The organism is Bacteroidota bacterium (assembly GCA_018698135.1).
Lineage (GTDB): Bacteria > Bacteroidota > Bacteroidia > CAILMK01 > JAAYUY01 > JABINZ01.
Window position 1 is genome coordinate 1 of the sequence record JABINZ010000202.1, and the last position, 21,049, is coordinate 21,049.

Annotated in this window: 7 protein-coding genes; 2 read left to right on the forward strand and 5 right to left on the reverse strand. The window is 35.6% G+C overall.

The features are described 5' to 3' along the window. On the reverse strand, nt 1–5,269 hold a 5,269-nt coding region (locus HOG71_13110), incomplete at its 3' end, for a DUF5011 domain-containing protein (GenBank protein MBT5991784.1). A 314-nt stretch (nt 5,270–5,583) separates the two neighbouring features. Next, nucleotides 5,584–12,108, reverse strand: coding sequence for a DUF5011 domain-containing protein (locus HOG71_13115; protein MBT5991785.1), 6,525 nt, complete (start codon nt 12,106–12,108; stop codon nt 5,584–5,586). A 525-nt stretch (nt 12,109–12,633) separates the two neighbouring features. Between HOG71_13115 and HOG71_13120 the strand changes: the two genes are divergently transcribed. Then, nucleotides 12,634–14,130 (forward strand): GH3 auxin-responsive promoter family protein, encoded by a 1,497-nt coding sequence (locus tag HOG71_13120; GenBank protein MBT5991786.1) that lies wholly within the window; start codon nt 12,634–12,636, stop codon nt 14,128–14,130. A gap of 224 nt (nt 14,131–14,354) precedes the next feature. Here HOG71_13120 and HOG71_13125 read toward each other — a convergent pair whose 3' ends face one another. From HOG71_13125 to HOG71_13135, 3 genes are read right to left on the reverse strand one after another with little or no spacing between them, the layout of a single operon-like run. After that, on the reverse strand, nt 14,355–15,614 hold the full coding sequence (locus HOG71_13125) for a hypothetical protein (protein ID MBT5991787.1): 1,260 nt from the start codon (nt 15,612–15,614) through the stop codon (nt 14,355–14,357). A 3-nt stretch (nt 15,615–15,617) separates the two neighbouring features. Next, nucleotides 15,618–17,672, reverse strand: a complete 2,055-nt coding sequence (locus tag HOG71_13130; GenBank protein MBT5991788.1) for a hypothetical protein — start codon at nt 17,670–17,672, stop codon at nt 15,618–15,620. Continuing rightward, entirely contained in the window at nt 17,669–18,925 is a 1,257-nt protein-coding gene (locus tag HOG71_13135) for a M48 family metallopeptidase (GenBank protein ID MBT5991789.1), read from the reverse strand. The genes HOG71_13130 and HOG71_13135 overlap by 4 nt, the downstream gene beginning before the upstream one ends. A 264-nt stretch (nt 18,926–19,189) precedes the next feature. Here HOG71_13135 and HOG71_13140 point away from each other — a divergent pair, with 264 nt between their 5' ends. After that, complete coding sequence (locus tag HOG71_13140; protein MBT5991790.1) at nt 19,190–20,917, forward strand: hypothetical protein; 1,728 nt, start codon at nt 19,190–19,192, stop codon at nt 20,915–20,917. The last annotated feature ends 132 nt before the right edge of the window (nt 20,918–21,049 follow it).

Consider the following 21,049-nt stretch of genomic DNA (forward strand, 5'->3'; position numbering starts at 1 on the left):
CATCATCATAGTCATCCCACTTCTCTACTGTAACAAATAAATCACCTTTAAGTGTTAGCACAGGACATTTGATGTCAACTACACGAACAATACGTGCAATCATATCACTAACATTACCTGCGGCATCTGTTACTTTATAGAAAATTGAGAATAAGCCAATTGAATCTGGCATCATGACCTCGGTTCCATTGCCAAAATATTTGTAGAATGTACCCTGTGTTTCAATCACAAATCCACTAAAGGAATTATCTGTGATATTTACACCCGGATCAACCCACTCTTCATTAACATTGATGACAACCTCATCGGGACCATTAACCACTACGGTTGGTGCTGAACTATCCCAGACAATAACTGTACGTGTTACTTTATTTGGTCCGTTTCCTGATGCATCTGTTACTGAATAATTAACCATATACGTACCAATTTTGGTTGTATCAACCAGTCCTGATTTAACAAAGCTAATTTTGTTCTGTGGCCAGTAGTTATCTGAATAAGTAACACCCGGATCTATAAATGGAGTCATGATCTCTACATACATCATGGCATCTCCATCCAATGTAATGGTTGGTGCGGCTACGTCTTTTACAATAACACCGCGTGATTTTGCATCTGATAAGCCCATGGCATCCTCAACATAATAAGAAACAGCATATTCACCTAATACATATGGATCAACATTATGCGTTAATACCACCTGATCGGTAATATCACCATCTACTAAGTCAAATGCAGTGTAGCTGGAATCAACATAAGCTACGTTCACATTCACTTCAAATGGATCGCCTCCCAATAAAGTAATTACTGGTGGTGTGTTATCTGGAGTAACAATGACCAAACGCTTGGTTGTGGCTGCACAATTACCCAGTGAATCACAAACATTATAGGAAATAAAATATCCGCCTACTACGGCTGTATTCACTGTTCCTGATACCATGATTGCTGTATCGATATTACCCTGTAAATTATCCCAGGCTGTTGCTCCCGGATCATTATAGGTATAACCCTGCTCTACATACTCAGTTGCATTACCAATTAGGGTAATTACTGGTGGGGTGTTGTCAGGAGAGATGAAAATACGATAATCTTCAAACTCGCCAAACTGGAACGGACCACATGGATTGTTGCTGTAGCCTGAATAATTAGCTCCTACACGCATGATAGTGGCGCCCAATGTAGCTGTGGTTGGAATATAAATATTGCCTGTCCATGCTTGGGTATGTGCTGAATCTTCAAAGGCGACAATTTCTGTGTTCTCAAACTCGCCATCATTATCCAAATCAATCCAGACTATTCTTTCCATGGCATTGAAAGTTGAATTCCTTTCAACTGTTATGCTATAGTTTTGATCTACTACCAATTTGGTGGATGCTATATTCGAGTAATTAGCATATCCTTCAATTCCGGTAGCACTGGAGTTATCAATATCCTCGATAGCTACACGACTGATTCCAATATCCTGGTGTAAATTCAGAACGATAGGTGAACAATACTCTTTTGGTACAATGTACTTTTCCTTAATGAGTACCGAACTATATGGTGTATTGCTATTTCCAGCCTTTAAGGTAACTGTAAATGAATCCAAGGTTTTAAATACAACTTGTGGATTTACACTATACATATCGGTTCCATTCTCAAAGTAGAAGGTAGAAGGTGAAATTATCCACTCATATGTATTCACACAGGATAAACGTTCTGGAACAAATTCAAGTGTTACAATATCCTGATTCCTTACTGGTGATTCAATATTGGCAAAGAATTCTCCAGTTGGCTTGGATTGTGGGTTAATCAAAAAGATGGTTTTCTTGAAGGTATCCATTCCACCACAATTATCAACTGTGAGGGTTGTCAAATATTGGGCAATAATACCAGGGAAAGAAGCTAAATACTCACCATGTATATCATAACCATCTAAGTTTCCATCTCCATCATAATCCCAGGTATAACGTGAATACATTGGATCGGCAAAGGATATATTTTCAAATTGGAAATAATTAACAACACAACCTGTATCAGCACAATCGAACTCAGCAATTGGTGCTAAGTAATTTCCTGCACCTACGCCTTCCCAAGTCAATTTGAATCCTTTAGCTGCTTGTGCTCCTTTTTCAAACTCAATATAAACCATTCCACTTGCTGTAGAGGTTAATATGGTATCAAAACCTGCATCATCAATATAACCGGTTATTCCATCAGGATATGTTTCTGTATCCCAAATTGGTGTTCCACGGTTTGTGGCTCCGTCATAAAGTCTTAAATATGACTCAGTACCTAAGCTAAATTCAACAAAAGTGATTTTTACATCATCGGCACAAGGACGAATCAGGTAATCACAGAATCCGTTAGCGGCATAATTTCCATTCTTACCACCGTCATCATACAGATTGCCAAGTGGTTCAGAATTTTCATTATCCATTCCACACATATCAGCAACAAACTTCACATTGATATAGTTTACTTTGCTTTCTGTTGGTCCGGCTCCTATTCCATTTGTTGTGGTTAAGGCAACGGTATAATCACCTGAGTAATTAAAGGATAGCTCTACATTTTGTGAATTTAAGGTTGTAGAGTTTTCTAAATTATAGGAAGCCTCTGGTAAACCTGTAATAGGATCGGTGACTGTAGCTGGGGTTACTGCCCAGGTCCAGGATGTAGGACATCTGTCAGAAATATCGATTAACTCGATAATTTCATCGATCTCAACAATATTCTTTTCGGCCATAAACTCACTAACAGGTGCTGCGGTTGGTGCTTCAACGTACACATATTTTATAATTGTATCGTTGGAACTACAAGTCAGCATTCTAAATTCAACCGTATCAATTCCTGAGGTTGTAAACGAATGGGTGAAATTGAAATCATTTGTTTCAAAATTATCATTCAAATACCACTCATTGTAATGAGGCTCGCTTTCAATTCCTGTGTTGTAAAATGTAACAGGAGTAATCAAACAAATTGTATCAGCAGCAATGAAATCAACACTTTGTGGTGTATGATAAGGTTCATCAGCTCCTATCCAACTCTGTAACAAACATCTGGGATCGCCATCAACATCTGTATCAGGATAACTAACTAATTTTCCAATATAACCTTCTGCTCCTGGTAAAAGGTGAAGATCACTCATCGATTTTAACTGTGGATCGGCTTGATCGAGTGAGTTTTGATCATGTGCTCCATACGAACTATTGGCCTGGAATGTGGCAAAATTGTAATAGTAAGTTCCTGAATAACAGAATCGGTATCCAGTACTTCCTGTATAATTAAACAGGTTGTTATCAGATGTTGTACTTTGAGGATACATTAATGAAAATGCCAGATTTCCATTCGTTGTAATACAAATATTATTTGAAATATCGCAATAGTAAGGATAATAGGCATATAATGCTGCATACGTATAACTGCTTCCATAGCTACCATTCGCCCAGAAAGAATTGTTTACAATATTTGTATTGTAATTATAATAGGCATAAAGACCTACCTGATAAGACGTATTGATGAAATCTGACACCATATTATTACATACATAGGATTGATATCCGCTCTGGTAGTAATAATTCTGGCGGTAACTATAAATACCATAATAGCCATTTGCCTTGATAATATTACCATTAATAATATCACCACGGCCATAATAATTCATAATACCATAGGCATTGGCTGTATAGGATCCTGTTCTCCTGGCTGAAATCCGGTTATAGGCAATAACCTGATCTCCACAATAATACATATACATGCCATAGTAATAATAATCGTAGATATCATTATTAATGAATTCATTTCCAACAACTATAGCAGTAGAACCTCCTCCATAGGCACGAACACAATAATAACCACCTTTAATGTCATTATTTGTAAACATATTGTAGTTGCCTGAATTACCAGAGGTGTAAGTTGTTGTGGATCCTGAAATATTTACCGGACACATATAACTTCCTGTTCCTGAGGTTACATGAATATTACAACTATCAAAATTATTATAATCAGCTCCAGCCGACAATAAAACAGCATTGGCATAAGTTGCGCCATAGTTACTGATGGTCATGTTTTTAAAAGTGCAATAATCAGCACCGTTTAACAATAGAGTTGTCCAATCAGCTGTACTGGATCCATTGTAAGTAAGTTCTGTTGATGCAGTTCCAGTTCCTTCAAATGTAATTGTATTGGTAGAACTAGCACCTATAATAGAACCAATCGATACCTTTTCTGTATATGTACCGGGATTAATCTGGAATGTAACTGGACCAGCAACACCACATGTAGTTAATGCCTGTGCTGCAGATGCAAAAGTAGGATAAGCCGCACCAGCTCCTCCCAATGTATACGTACCACTCATACCTGTACAAGTTGTAATCGTAATGGTATCATCCGTGGGAATATCATCAACTCCCTTATTATTTGGATTATAACACCACGCCTTCAGCGTATATGTACCAGCATTGGCAATATTTATAGGAGTTGAAAATGTATAACTATAGGTTTCACCAGTTAATATTGGAGTAGAAGGAGTTAAACCAGTTACAATAATAGGTGTATTATTATCTAATTGATAACCCAAGCTAAAACTAAATATAGTATCTACCCTGGCATTTCGCACTTTTACTTCGACCGTATTATTCCCAATACCTAAAACTACCGGAGAAACTATTTCATCCATTTTTAAGTCAAAACCGGAGGCTGGCATAATATCAATACCCATTAAACCGTAAGAAGTTCCAGCAGTACCTGAAGAATTAGCAACATTACCATAAATACGTTTTGTACCACCTGTACCATTATCATGTCTTGTTCCAAATCCATTTGAGTAAGCTGTATTGCTAATTTCAATAATCAATGTTTTTGAAGGATCATACATATAGGGCGACTGCAAAGGTATTTTGTACCAATTTCCGTTAACATGGCTTGGCATTGAATAGGAAGATGAAGACAAATGTGTAGTCATATTTGATGTTAAATAAGTACCATTCGGAAATGTTGTAAACGAAGCAGGCATTTCACCTAATTTTACCGTAAAGTTGGTATATGTTGATGAGCCTGTAGCCATTGTTTGAACATAGATAGCACTTATAAAACCCGGATATGCCCCACTGAACTCACCTGCTGCATAGCACCACTGCGTTCTATTAGAGGAAGTGGTTCTAAATGGAAACACATTGGTTGCAGTACCAGAATATCCATTTGTGTATTGAGGTGTTCCAACTTGAGCCTCTACAGCAAAAGCTGACAATACCAAAGCCACTAATAATCCGAAAGTGTGTAATTTTCTAATCATAATTTTAATTATTAATTTTTCGAACGAAATAAATACCTATTGGGCACAACTCACCCTTCATAAGCAAATATATGAAAATTATTACATTCATGCAATAGGAATATTGGTAATCTGAATAGGGGAAAAAGAGTAGTCGAATTGCCTACAAATACCAATTATAAAACAAAATATTTCAATCGATGTAAATTGAAGGAAAATAAACAGGCAAAAACATCTTCAATTCAATGATAATAACAAATTTGCCCAAAATGATAAACAAAAAAAAATCCTCCCCGACAATTCAGGGAGGATTTATAATTAAAAGCTAAAAGCTATTATTTACTAAGAACAATACGCTTAAGAATGCTATTGTCTCCGGTTTGAACTTTCACAAGATACACACCATTGGCAAAGTCAGACAGATCAATTTCATACTGATCTTGAGCCGTAGCATTTCTGCTAACAACCTTTACTTCCTCACCGAGTAAGTTCAGGATACTCACACTCACATTGGAACCATTGGCAACTTCCAGCTCAACAACAAAACGACCGTTTGTTGGATTTGGATAAACAGCAACCTTTGTTTCTGTATTATCATCAATTGAAGTGTTCTGATAGATCACTCTAACCAAACGACAAATCTGTGGAGTCATATTACCTGAAGGATCTTTTGCCTGATAGCAAACATGATATAAACCTTCGAAATTCAAGTCTACATTGTCATCAGTAGTCACTGTGATCACTGAATTATCATAGTAAGCATCTTTTAAAGTGTAACCTTCTTCGTTGTAAATTCCTAAAGCATCCCACTTCTCAATAATCTTATAAGGTGAACCTTTAAGTGCTAATTCTGGTGCATGTGAATCAACAACTTTGATTACACGACCTAAAATATCACTAACATTACCTGAAGCATCTGTCACCTTGTAGAAAATAATGTAATTACCAAGTTGATTAGGTGTTTCATTTGGGAATGTCGTTAGGAAAGATCCCCAACGTGTTACCACGAATCCTGAAAGACTGTTATCTGAAATATCCAGCCCTGGATCTACAAACATTTCGTGTACTTCCAACTCAATAACATCACCACCTAAAGCAGTAATCATTGGAGCTGTGCTATCCCAAACAATAACCGTTCTACTAACAGTCTGAGAATTGTTTGAATAATCAGTTACCTGATAATCTATTTTATAAGTACCCGCTTTGTTAATGTCAACCAATCCGGTTGTACCTAATGACACCTTGTTAAGTGGCCAGTAATTATCGGAATAAGTAACACCAGGATCTGTAAATGATGTAGAAATCTCAACAAACATTGGGTTATCTCCATTCATAACAACATCCGGAGCAGCATTATCTTCAACGATCATGGTTCTCATTTTCGTATCAGAATTTCCTTTGCTGTCTTCCACATAATATGTTCTTGAATAAGTACCAATTTGATATACATCCAAGTTACCACTGATCATGACCTGTGAAGTAAGATTACCTTCAGCATCATCCCATGCAGAATAGAATGTATCAACAAACACTTTATTCACACTCACAGAAATAGGATCTCCTCCATAAAGTGTAATTACAGGAGCAGAAACGTCAGGAGTTACAATAACTTTTCTTTTTACTTCCTGGCAATTCCAAATTGTATCGCATGCAGAATATGTTACATAATATTGACCAAGTACTGCTGTATTCACATTACTTGACGTACCGAATAAAGGAACTCCATTATGTACATAAGTATTAATAATACCCATGATGTTATCAGTTGCAACTGCACCTGAATCTACATATACATATCCTTGCTCAACATAAGTTGGATTATTTCCAATTATGGCAATGGCTGGAGCAACATTATCAGGAGAAATAAATACACGATAGTCTTCAATTTCTCCAAACTGATTAGGACCACAAGGCTCAGCAGCGAATGAAGCATAATTGGTGCTTACACGCATAACGGATGCACCTATTTCGGCATTCGTTGGCACCACAAAGGTGGCTGACCATGATTTTGCACTTGAACTCTGAATAGAAGCTACTAAATCACCTGGATCGGTGAAATCACCATTATTATTGAAGTCAACCCAAACAGCATTTGAAACTTTATTGAAGTTGGTATTTCTTTCAACAGTAACCGTGTAAACTTGTCCCACAATCAAGGTAGTTGAATAACTATTGGTATAGTTATTATAACCTTCCATACCTGAAGCAGATGAATTATCAATATCACCACAAGCGAAACGATTAATACCCATATCCTGATGTAAGGTTAAAACACCTGGAATACAATATTTCTTCGGATGAATGTAGCAAACTTTATTTAAGGTAGTTGAATATGGAGAGTTACTATTGCCTATTACCAATGTCACATCGTAACATGTTGTATCCTGGAATACAACTTCAGGATGCTCACTATACATACTGGTTCCATTCTCGAAATAGAATGTATTTGGTGTAATTATCCACTCAAATTCATTTACACACGACAAGCGGAATGTATTCGCTGAAAACGTAACAACATCCTGGTTTGAAACCGGATATTTAACATCAGCAGAGAAATCACCAACTGGAGCTGCCTGAGGATTGATCAATACAATTTCTTTAACAAATGTATCAACGCCACCACAATTATCTACCGTAAGTGTTGTTTTATAGGTAGCAGCAATACCCGGGAATTGTGTGTTAAATTCACCATGAATACTGGTTGCATCAATAGCACCATTTCCATCATAGTCCCAAGTAAACTTACTATAAGCTGTGTCAGCATAAGATGTGTTCTCATAATACATTGGAAGAACAATACAAGCGGTGTCTTCTGACATGAAACTAGCTACTGGTGCAGTATAACTTCCTGCGCCAATACTTGCCCACTCCAACTTGAATCCGGTAGATGCTGAAACACCTGCGTCAAATTCAACGTATACCATTCCACTTCTGGTGGACATTAATACGGTGTCAAATAAAACATGACTCATATCTCCTGTAATTCCTTCTGGTCCATAAGCAGGATCCCACATAGGATAACCTCTGTTTGAAGCACCATCGTAAATTCTCAAGAATGATCCAGTTGCCAAATTCATTTCAGCAATGGTTAATTCAACATTATCACCACAAGGGCGAATAAGATAGTTACAAGAGGTGTAAGGACTGTAATTACCATTTCCTCCATCATCGTATAAACTACCATATAATTGAGTTGCCTCGTTGAACTGGCCACACATGGCAGCACTAAACTTCACATTCAAATAAGCATTTTTACAATCTTTCGCACTGGTTCCAACTGCATTACTTGCGGTTAAACAAATATCAAATGAACCATTCTGATCGAAAACAATTTCTGGATTTCTCGATGAATCTGTACTTCCATTTATAAATCTGTAAGTTGGTTCAACATTTCCAGTAGCAGGATTATACTGTGTAGCAGGAGAAATTTCCCACATCCATGCTGTTGGACAATTCTTTGTTAAATCCTGAAGAACAATAGGCTCTCCAACTTCTAAAACGTTTTTAGAAGCCATGAATTCTACTGAAGGAACAACAGTTGGACTTTCAATATAAATTGCTTTACCAATACTATCGGCACCTGAACAAGTTTCCTGAATTAAGGATACTGTATCCCAGCCAACCTGATTGAATGTTTCTACATAATTCCAGTCGTTGGTTTTAAAATCACCATTTAAATACCAAGCTGTATTATGTGGATCTTCTTCTATACCTGTATTATAAAATACAAGTGGTGTATAAAGACACATGGTATCATCAGCAACAAAATCGTTGGCAGTGGTTTTCCATGCTGGTTCGTCAACACCAACAAAAGATGTTAGCTTACAACGAGGATCACCATCAATATCGAAATCATTACCCGGAACCAAGATACCTTGTAAACCTAAGCTACCTTTAACCAGATGATGATTACAATTACCTACAAATTGTGGATTAACCTGATAATATGAATTCTGATCATGTGCACCAAAATAATTTGTATTGTTTTGATCAGCCATAAAGGATGTCCATGTTTTGTTCGTATTTGGATAATAGAAATAATTAGTAGCTGTTCCTGTATGAATATAATCGTTATAATCGCAATTGCTATAGTATGGATAATAGAATGTGGCTACATAATTATTATTGGTACTTATAAATACGTTATTATAAAAATTACAGTAATAACAATATCCGGCATAAATTGCTGAATAAGAATAGGAGTTGGCATATTTACCATCAACCTGAGCAACATTGTTTACAAAATTGTTATTGTAATTTCGATAAATATAAAAACCGGTATTATAATCGACATTCTGGAAACCGCAAATACTATTATTAGCTACTAATGAATACTCATTTTGAGCATAATAGTTTGAATAATAAACATACATTCCATAACGACCTGCACCACGAATAGTATTGCTAATAATCGTATCTGATGTACCAAAATAATTCATACAACCATAACTATTAATATTTGTCCTATAATTATAGTAATTACAATACTGAATATTTTGTGATGCTGCATAATAGGAGTAGGATCCATAATAATAAGCTTCTGTAAAATCACAATGATCAAATGTATTGTCAGCTCCACCATAAACTACAAAACTCCAATATCCACCTTCGGTAAAGATGTTTGTGAACAGGTTATTGTGTCCCCAGTCTCCTTGTGTTGAATAAGATGTTTTTGAGTTTGATCCGTTGATAGGTATCAGGTAGCTATTTGTTCCTGTTTTGCTGATAAAGATATCAATATTTTCAAACCTATTGTAGTTGGATGAATTATACAGATGAATACCTCTTGCATAGTTAACACCGGCATTTTCCAATGTCATATTAGAAATAGTAACATAATCGCCACCACCCATATAAATACAAGCTTGATCATCAGTACTACCAACAGCACCGGGATGGTAAACAGTAACTTTATCTTTACCAACACCTTCGAAGGTAATTGAATTTATAGCAGAAGCACCTTTGATTTCTGGCACTTCAAATGGGGCATATGTTCCTGATTTTACAGTAAAATGAACTGGACCTGAAACGCCACAGTTAGCCATCCCTGAAATTGCATCATTGAAATTGGTGAAATTACCACCACCAGCGGCATCAATTGTATAATTACCTTTGAAACCAGTACAAGCTGAGTAACAAATCTCATCACTGGCATCGGGGTCATTTGTAATTTGAGGAGAAACTCTCACGCACAGATCATATGTACCTGCAGCAGGAATATACCAAGCTGTATTAAACGTATAGGTACGTGGCTGTGTAAATTTTGGATATGCAGCCATGGCATAGGTTTCACTAACCCAGCTTCCTCCATTTATAGAATATTGAAATGTTAGGTTTTGTGCTGAAAGATCATTAGCACCCGCATTTACAAAAGAAAATGAGATTGTATTATTTCCGGGTGCTGGTACAATCGGTGCCAAAATAGAAATTAAATCCAGATCATAAGCAGGGAATTCATGTTCATCAGCTCCCATCATTGTAGAGGAGGTTGTTCTCGTATCATAATCTACATCGAGAGGAACGGCTGACATATATGGTGTAAATATTGGAACTGTTCCTGTAGAATAATGCAAGTTGCTAAAATCAGAGAAGTGAGGAGCACTTGAATTACAATTCTGATTATGGTTTGCATCAGCAGCTTTTAAAGATGCAAGATTGCTGTGTTCTGTATTATTCCAATTTACAAATGAACTGTTAGAAGAATAATAGGTATTGTAATCAATATCACCACTGTTTAATGTTGTATTAATACAGGTTAAACACCTTCCATTACCGGTATTTACAAATAAATTATTTTTAACTTTTGGATAATCAGCATAATACAGATACAAACATGTATAGGAATAAGAGTTATTACCCGGATTAATCCAGACACTGTTATGATAAAACTCAACACGTTCGGCACGATAGCCATAAATACCCATTTGAGCTGTATAGGTAAAATCACTAATCATGTTATTTTGTACTAGTGAATGATACGAATTACTAGCATCATAATAGTTTTGATAGTAAACATATAAACCAATATAGCCTGCATGAAGAATATTGCTTTCAATTGTATCTCCTATACCATAGTAATCCATGATACAATATCCGTTTGTAGTTCCAATAGCATGGTTAAAAACGTTTCCTTCTATGCGGCTACCACCCATGTAATAGGAATACATGCCATAGTAATAATAATTACTTACAGTATTTCCAATAAGATGGTTATTCCAACAATTTGGATTTGAATTTGTATTACCTCTCCAGTATATACAATAATAACCTCCACTAATTATATTATTCTTAATAACATTGAAACTAGCATTAGTTCCACTACTCGAATAACTACTTTCAGAATTTGAAATTAAAACCGCAATACTTGTATAACCATTGGTTAGCGTTGGAATGATAATATCACAATCCTCAACTCTATTGTATTGAGCATCCTGAGTAAAAAACAAACCCATTGCATTGGCATTTGAGCCAAAATTTTCAATATGAAAATTCTTGAAAGTGATATACTCAGCGCCTGAAAATACAATATTTGCACGGTCACTGGTACTACTTCCCGTATAGGTAATTGAGGTAGTTGCTTTGTCACCACCATCAAATGTTATTCGGTTGGTTGCACTTGCTCCAGAAACAGAGTTAAGTACAATACGACCATTATAGGTACCCGGATTAACTGTAAAGTTAACAGGCCCACTAACTCCACTAGAAGAAAGGTCAGCAACGGCAGCTAAAATTGTAGCGTAATTGGCTCCACCACCACCAATGGTGTAGTTACCACTTAATTGTCCAAATGAGGAGAAACTGACTAAAAAAAGAGCAGTTCCTAACATTAAAGAAAACAATCGTGTAAAATGTTTTATCATGATACTGAATTTAAATTGTTATACAATTTTTAAACTTGTTAATGCTTGATTAAAATCATATCAATCCAAGCAAACGCAAATATAAACCAAATTAATAAATATTGCAAAATAAACATAGCATTAATTTATGCATTAAAAACACACTGTTTTCAGCTATTTCGAGGGTGTTGGAAAGAGTCTTTCATCTCTCTATTTTCAGGCTTGCCATCAATGTTCAATTTAAAAAAAATCAACATCATAAAAACTAAAATTCAGGATCAATAATTTGCTATATTTGAATTTGATCTAAATAACTAACATACATTTTATTAAGGATCACTTGACTTCAATTTTCGTTTATTCTTTGCATGCAGATAATCATATTAGAAATGGTTAAACAAGCTCATTTCATGTTTAGTTTCGAATTGAATTAACTATTCATGTTGCTTAATCAGTTTAAAAAATATAATTTTGATTATTGATTTTTCTCCATTTTAACATCGCTCAGTTTATACATTTATTTTGAAAAAACTTTTTTCATATACCTTGAATTCTCAACTGGCCAAACGATATGATGATTTCAGAAAATCAATCGAACAACCTATTCGTAAACAAGAAGAAATTGCACTCAATTTAGTCCATAAGAGTGCATTTACAAAATTCGGAATTGATCATCAATTTGAAAAAATATCGTCAATAGATACATTTCGAAAGCACATTCCTGTTAGAGATTATACCGCGCTTAAACCCTATATCGAACTTGTTTTAGCAGGCAAAGAAGATATATTATGGCCAGGCATTATACGCTGGTTTGCCAAATCATCAGGCACAACAAACGATAAAAGCAAATTCATTCCCGTTTCGGATGAGTCTATTTCCGATTGCCACTACAAAGCCGGACGTGATTTGATTGCTACCATTGTTCATAATAGCCCGGAAACACAAGTTTATTTTGGCAATGGTCTGATGCTAGGTGGCAGCCATGAAATCAATCAGTTCAACAAGAAATCCTGTGTAGGAGATCTGTCTGCTATTTTAACGCAAAACCTTCCATATTGGGCCAAGCTTTGGCAACAACCTAGTGTAAAAACAGCTGTTATAGCTGATTGGGAAATTAAAATAGACCAAATGGCTCAGGAGGTAATACATAAGAATATTACCCACATCACAGGTGTACCGACATGGACACTGGTGCTGATCAATCATTTGCTCAAAATAAGTGGCAAAAGCAACATACTTGAACTTTGGCCAAATTTGGAGTTATATGTTCATGGTGGTGTGAATTTCAGCCCCTATCTGCACAGTTTTAAAAAGCTTATCCCGAGAGCAGATATGAACTATGTTGAAACCTACAATGCCTCCGAAGGTTTCTTTGGTTTTCAGGATCAAAAAGATTCCAATGAGTTATTGCTTTTGGTCAATCATGGTGTGTACTTTGAATTCATTGCCAGCAATGAACTTGAAGAAGAGAATCCGAAATGCATTGGCCTGGATGAAATTGAGCTACATACAAACTATGCTTTGGTAATTTCGACCAATTCAGGATTATGGAGATATTTAATAGGCGACACCATTCGTTTTACCTCCAAATCTCCCTATCGTTTTAAGTTTACAGGTCGAACCCGAAGTTTTATCAATGCTTTTGGCGAAGAGCTAATACTTGAAAATGCAGAAAAAGCAATTACAACAACCTGCATGCAATGTGATGCAGAAATTGCAGATTATACAGCTGCTCCTATTTACCTGACTAATTCGTCAAAAGGAGCACATGAATGGCTGATTGAATTTTCAAAGCCACCAATCGATCTGGATCATTTCCGCTATGTGCTCGATAACACACTCAAAGAATTAAATTCAGATTACGAAGCCAAACGATACAAGGACATAGCCCTTGGGCTGCCAGTAATTTATGTTCTGAAACAAGGATCATTTTACGAATGGATGAAAAGAAAAGGAAAACTGGGCGGTCAAAATAAAGTACCAAGACTTTTCAATGACCGTACTTATGTTGATGATATCAAAGAGTTTATTGGACTAAGTTAACGCGAGTTCGATATAAAAGAATCAAAAAAATGAATTCGTCATTTCAGAAAAATTTCACTTAAACTTTCTTAAAAGTGAAATTTTATCTGTCATCTCAGACATTTTTTTGTTAAAGTTCCAAATATTTTCTTCACTTTAGTTCAAGTTTGTATAGAAAATCTTGGAAGGACGCATAAACCGAACTGACGTTAAGTTAATAATTGAAATTGCTTTCACTTGGTTTATTAAAAGCTGAATTGCAACCCTGTATAAAGCCCCTGACCGTTATAACCATACAAACCTAATCCTTCTAAATGATTGCTTCCAAGGCAGAAATCTAATTTTTCATCCATGCTAATCCCAATTTCTCCGGATAGACCAAAATTTCCATAATGATCCAAATTAAATCCTGATTGAAAATAAAAAGATTCGGATAGTTGATACCTGAGGTTAACAAAAGCACGAGGGAAATAATAGGGTTTTATTTTATACACCAAACCCGTGTAAATACTCGCATTGTTAAATACTTCATGAAGCTGATAAGCGAAGCTGATTTCAGGAGACAAGTATTGTGTGAAAGACTTGGTTTCGGAATTTGTTTCAGCTAAAAGAAGGGAGTCAAGCTCCAAGCTAGTATTTTGTAGAAGTTGGTTTGGATCGAAAACATCTAAACCGGTAAAAGACAACTCTTTATCAATATCATAGTGCATGCTCTTTTTATTCCAGGAAATAAAACCCAGATTTTGAATTGAAGCATAAAGTTTGTTTTTGTTTTCAAACTGATAAAAGAATTGGACATTTAATGCAGTACCAAGTCCGTTGTTTGAAAACAACGAATGAGCATCCGGATCTGAACCAATAATAGTTGCCTTTGCAGCTGCAAAAACAGAATCACCCAACTGAGAAGTAAAAAAAAGACCTTGATCAATTTGAATTTCTGTCATTTGCACTCCATTGATAAGCGACAAACCAAAACCCAATCCTATTTTTCTATTTGAAGCAATCGTTTTATAGCTATAATAATTTACAGCAAGTTCTTGATACAGCGAAGTTGAAAAGGAAAACGGATGAAGCACAACTTCTTTTCCGGCAAAAGCTTTATTCCCCTTAACGATTAATTGAAAAAGATCTTTGTTTAAATATGCTTGTTGCCCTCCGACAGTTTTTAGATAAAAAGTAAGATTGCTTTCTCCATCCCTATTTGATTCCAGTGGCATGGAATAAATTAGTGAACCTTGGTATTCTTGTGCAAACAAATCCTGTTCTTTCATTTTTGCATAAACCGCTTCAAAATCATCATCAGATGCATACTGTAGAGGAATAAAATAACCCGATTGATTAGCCTTAAATGCAGGTGACGAAAACAAAGAACCCTCAATGGAAAAGGTCGAAGAGCCATTTGTGTTTTTCATTATGATATCGGCCATGGGGTCGCCTGCTAATTGTCCAAAAACGGAGCTGATCAGGAAAGTGACAAAAGAGAGGCTAATTAGGTATTTCTTCATAATTTATAGCTTAGGCGCGTATACAAAATCAGCAACAACTTTAACATTGAACTGATAATCTTCATAAATTTTTACCAACTCGCCATCCGGTCGGCTATTCAATACAGCTTCAATAAGCACATGGCGTGCATCGCGCATATTCTGCATTTTTTGTTCAGGCACAGCAACTTCCAACAGGTTTTCTGTAAATTGATAAACGCGTTTCTGAGGACCTTGTGTTACTCCTGCTTCAACTATTGCTGGTAAGGCAAATAGGGAATCAAGTTTATTAAAATCCTCATCAACAAAGTAAATCTGCAAATTGGCGCTTAATGGAAATTTATTTTCTACATACAAATTGAATTCACCACTAACTATTGATTTGACCAATTCTTGTGAACTTAAATCAAAATCCATTGTATCTCTTAACAGCAAACCCTTTGAACTAAAAACCAAGGGTAATTCAAACTCTAGTCCTGCCTCAACTTTACTGTCGTGGTAAATAAAGTCGGTATAACCTGCAGCATTACCATTTGGATTAATGCGAACATCTATTTCGTATTGAAGCGTATTTGGTAGTAGTTCCAATAATTCTTTTGCATTTGAATTACTCAACTGACGCGTACTTGATGTAGGTGTAAAAGGATGATCCAAAGCTCGGCCAATGTTCATGGCATTTGACAAATTAGAAGCTGACAAACTTTTCGAAATTCCCTTTTTCGTATTCGTAGCTGTTATATCACTGACAATCAATTCAGCATCAGCTCCTACCCCATTCTCAACAAACAATTTGATTTTCAAATCCTTTACTTTCAATTCGTCTATTTGAATTCTATCAAAGAAATCAATGGGCACCGATCCTTTATAATAAAAAGAGTCTTGCCCCAAATAGCCACTCACATATTCCGGTATCACATCATAAAGGGTGTAAAAAATGTAAAAGCTATCGTTTAAAGATAGGTGCATCATTTTGCCGGTAGAGTCGATTCGAAGTATGAGCTCTTGCTCAAACGAATTGTATTTTGCTCCTCCCTTGCCTGTTAAATCATACCAATAATCATCCACTTTCAAGCTTTTTTCCAAATAAACGGTATCTCCTACTGGTGCCGGAGGAATCGTCCATTCAAGATATAAAGGCGTAATACCTTTGTAAGTTGCTCCCGGAATGGAATACGTCATAAAAGCTGAATCTTGCATGGTAGATGAAACAATAAACTTAAACAAGCCTGTTTTAACTTGCATAAATTTCAATTCAGGTCCATTTAATACATATTGCACATCATCAGTTTGATCGACCAGATTTTGAGCTGGAAAAATTGCCGTTGCTGCACTTACCTCATCCACTTTAATTGTAATCGTCAAATCCACTGCATCGTTGGTATCAATTTTTACAGGATTGCCACCAGTGCCGGGTGAACTAATATTAACAACTTCAGCTTCCAGTTGACCTTCAAATGTTTTATTATCGAGTGGATATGTTTTATGGAAAGTTTGATTGGGCAAAATAACTGCAATGGTATCATTCAATATAACCGAGCCTGAAACTTTATTCCTGAGTTCCAAAATAACATTGTTTAATTCAATAGGCATATCATTGTAAATATCGGCTATTAAATTTCCCGTTTTAATGTCAATAGTTTCGAACAAATCGGTTGCATCCAGATCCATTACCCCACCACTTGTGTTGGCAATTGCAGGTATTGGCATCGACAATCCGTGTGCTGCAAGAATCAGCGCTCCTTGAGACCCATTTGATCGGGCAATTTGCCCCAAAGTAATGCTTGTTTTAATTACTCGGGTTCCTAAATTTATCGTTTTAAGTGTTAATGATTTTGTGAGGGTGGTGTCCGGAATTCTCAAAATTTCATCGAAATGCACACCATTAAAAAGATATCGATATACCAATATGAGTGAACTGTCGGCATCTTTACCAATTAAGGAGTCTGCAACCATATCGTTAATACTCAAAGAGGAATTGATTAATGGCAATAAAATTTCAGGATGCCATTCGGGAGGATCTTTTTTGCAGGAAGCAAATAAAAATACCACAGAAATAATCACTACAATTAGTTTTCTCATTTGTCGAATTTAATACTTTTAATGGCGGCCAACCGCTGCAACATGCTGGGATGTGAATAATAAAAGAAAACAAAAGCAGGATGTGGCTTCAAATTGGATAAATGGTCGACAGACAATCGCATTAATGCATCTCCCAACAATTTGTTGTTTGTAGTAGTTACCGCAAACTTATCTGCTTCGTATTCGTGTTTTCGTGATCGATGATTTCCAAACAAACCGGTTATCAAATTAATGGGTTCGAAAAGTATGGTTAATGCAATCAAATTAATATGCAAAACGTAGTCGCTACCTGCAATGCCAAATACATTGGTTAATTCTGTTCGAAACAACAAAAGGGATAAAACAAAAAACATGATAAAACTTTGAATAGAGGAAATGATGAGCCCTTTTATGACATGTTTCTTTTTGTAATGTCCTACCTCATGAGCAAGAACAGCCAACAGTTCCTCAATAGAATGTTTTTCGATTAAAGTGTCGTACAAAACAATCTTTTTCCTTTTACCAAAACCCATAAAATAGGCATTCGCTTTCGAGCTTCTTTTCGATCCATCTATCACAAAAATATTAGTCAGGGGAAAATCCACTTTTTTTGCATATTCCATGATCACATTTCTTAGATCGCCATCTTCCAAAGGTTCCAATTTATTGAATAATCGAATAAACAAATTACTAAGAAACACATTGAACAGCAAGGATATAGAGGTCATTACAACAAAGGCTACTATCCAAAAATCTTCTTTCAATAGTAAGATCAACCAAATTAGCAATGCGCCTATTCCACCTCCTAAGACGATGACCAATAAATAGGATTTTAGTTTGTCGAGAATAAAGGTTTTTGGCGTTGTTTTATTAAAGCCATATTTCTCTTCAATTCGAAATGTATTGTACAAGCTGAAGGGTATGCCAAATACATCCGTAGCCAAATACATGAGGCCAAAATAAACCAAAGGCAAAATAATCTGATTCGCAATATGTGGGCTTAACAAATTATGTAACCAGGCAAATCCGCCAAAAATAAAAAATAGTAGCAGAATCAATAAATTAAGACTATCCAATAAAATGGAAAAACGTCTTTTCTCACGGTTGTAATTTTTAGCCTTGATATACTCTTCTTTGGAGTAGAAATCAGTTAAATCATCTGGCAATTCTGGCTGCCATGTTTTTGAGTTCAAATAACTTAGTAATCGATCGAGTAAAAAACCAAAAAGAATGATGGCAATAATGGCAAAATATAATGTTTGTTCTATGTTCATTTTATTAGGGCTATTTCGATTTGCGAATTTCCTCAAACTATTAATAATATTAATGCTTTGAAGCAATTCATATCAAAATTAATATTAATAACTAAAATAATAACTGACTGATAAATTAATTAATAGTTGAAACATGCACCTTTATTATCCACACGCTGATTCTTCATTGTGGAAAAGAAAGAAAAGCCAGTACTATCAGTAAATCTATATTTGCTAAAGAGTGAACAAAAAATTTATTTAGAAATAAGCTAAATACAATTCTGTATGTCGACAAAAAATAGAATAATTAAAATAGTAGTTAGTGTTTCATTATTAATTGCATTTTGCAATCCAATTTCAGCCCAAACTTACAAGAAAGAACTCAAAAGCGCAGAAAAAGCTTTTCTGGAGGCACGCTATAAAGATGCGGCAGAGTATTACGCCAATGCGGCAACGACCATTAAAACACCTAAAAAAAGCCATTTAGATCTATTTTATAAATTAGGTTATTGCGAAATGAGAACCGGAGATTACCGCAAAGCACTAAACAGTTATTCCAAGTATTTAAGTATTTCAAAGCGATATAAAGTTAACATCAAAGAGTTTGAGCAAGTCAAAGAATGGAATGAGTGGTGTGGCATTGAGCTAACAGAACCCATGAATTCAAGAAAACCTAAAGGGTTTAATGATTTAATTGAAGTTAAAAGCCTAAGCACATTAAACTCGGCATTAAATGATTTCGGTGCTATTTTAATTGAAAATAACACTCTTTTCATTCTTTCATCAAACCGGCCAACCGCTGATGACAAAGACATATACGCCATGAATAACGATATTTATGTCGCTAAGTATACCGATGGTGAAATCAGTAGTCCACTCAAAATCAAGGCAGAATTTAACAGCAAATTTGAAGATATATCTTCCTCTTATTGTGATGAAACAAAAATGCTATTCCTTACCTACAGCAAGGATATCAATAGCGATGCTGATATTTATTATTGCAAAAAAGTAAACGACAAATGGGCAGAACCTGTGAAGCTTCCCTCAAGCGTCAACTCTGCATCCTGGGATGGCTACCCAGCAATTAGCCGAGATGGAAAGATACTGTACTTTTCCAGTAACCGAGAAGGAGGATCAGGTGGCAAGGATCTCTATTTTTCAGTCCTACAAGACAATGGCGGATGGAGCATGGCAAAATCTTTGGGTCCGGTCGTAAATACAAAATACGATGAGATAACACCTCATATTGATTCCACTTCAACCAGACTCTATTTCAGTTCGAATGGACATTTGGGTGTTGGCGGATTCGACATCTACTATTCGGAATTTGAAGCAAGCAATTTATGGGGAGAGCCAACTCATTTGCCTCAACCGATTAATGGAGAAACAGATGATATTTTTTACACAACAACACAAATACCTGGTGTTGCCTTATTTTCTTCAAAACGAAGAGGTGGAAATGGTGTATACGACATTTACATGATTGAACCCAAAATGAAGAAGAAAATTGAAAAGAAGGAAGACTTTTTTGTGGATGCCGATGACAATAAATTGGAAAAACAAAATAAAGAGCCTGAACCAGATATCGTCACAAGAAAAGAAGAGCCTGTTGATATTATTGCGTTTGAGAAGGAAAATAAATCTACAACAACTGATAATAGTACAGCCAATTCTTCCAATGAACTATCTGAAAGTCAACTTTTTAACGCTTCGATTGATGAACTTCATTTTAAAGTGCAAATAGGTGCTTATAAAAACCACATTACGAAATATCATAAAATCTTTACAGAAAAGCTTGATCCTCAGAAAATAAGCGAAGAACAATGGCCACCGGACATGCTATACAAATACACCATTGGTCAACAATTTACAATCACAAGTGCAACAAATTACAAACTGGAAATCAGGTCGTTAGGATACAAGGATGCATTTCTTACCTGTTATTATAAAACAGAACGTATTCCCATGTCAGAAGCAAAAGAATTAATTAGGAAATACTATCGAATTAACTAATAAAATACAAGGAAGGATATCGGTGAAACCACTTTTTAGGACCCTTATTAAAAATTGCAGATTTTTTTTGTTTGTTCTTATCCAAAAAAATATACTTTTGCACTGCTTAATAATTGAGTGTAGCAAGTTACA

Coding starts and splice junctions, on each gene's coding strand:
- HOG71_13115 (MBT5991785.1), bottom strand. CDS start 12,108: ATGATAAAACATTTTACACGATTGTTTTCTTTAATGTTAGGAACTGCT.
- HOG71_13125 (MBT5991787.1), bottom strand. CDS start 15,614: ATGAAGAAATACCTAATTAGCCTCTCTTTTGTCACTTTCCTGATCAGC.
- HOG71_13135 (MBT5991789.1), bottom strand. CDS start 18,925: ATGAACATAGAACAAACATTATATTTTGCCATTATTGCCATCATTCTT.
- HOG71_13140 (MBT5991790.1), top strand. CDS start 19,190: ATGTCGACAAAAAATAGAATAATTAAAATAGTAGTTAGTGTTTCATTA.
- HOG71_13130 (MBT5991788.1), bottom strand. CDS start 17,672: ATGAGAAAACTAATTGTAGTGATTATTTCTGTGGTATTTTTATTTGCT.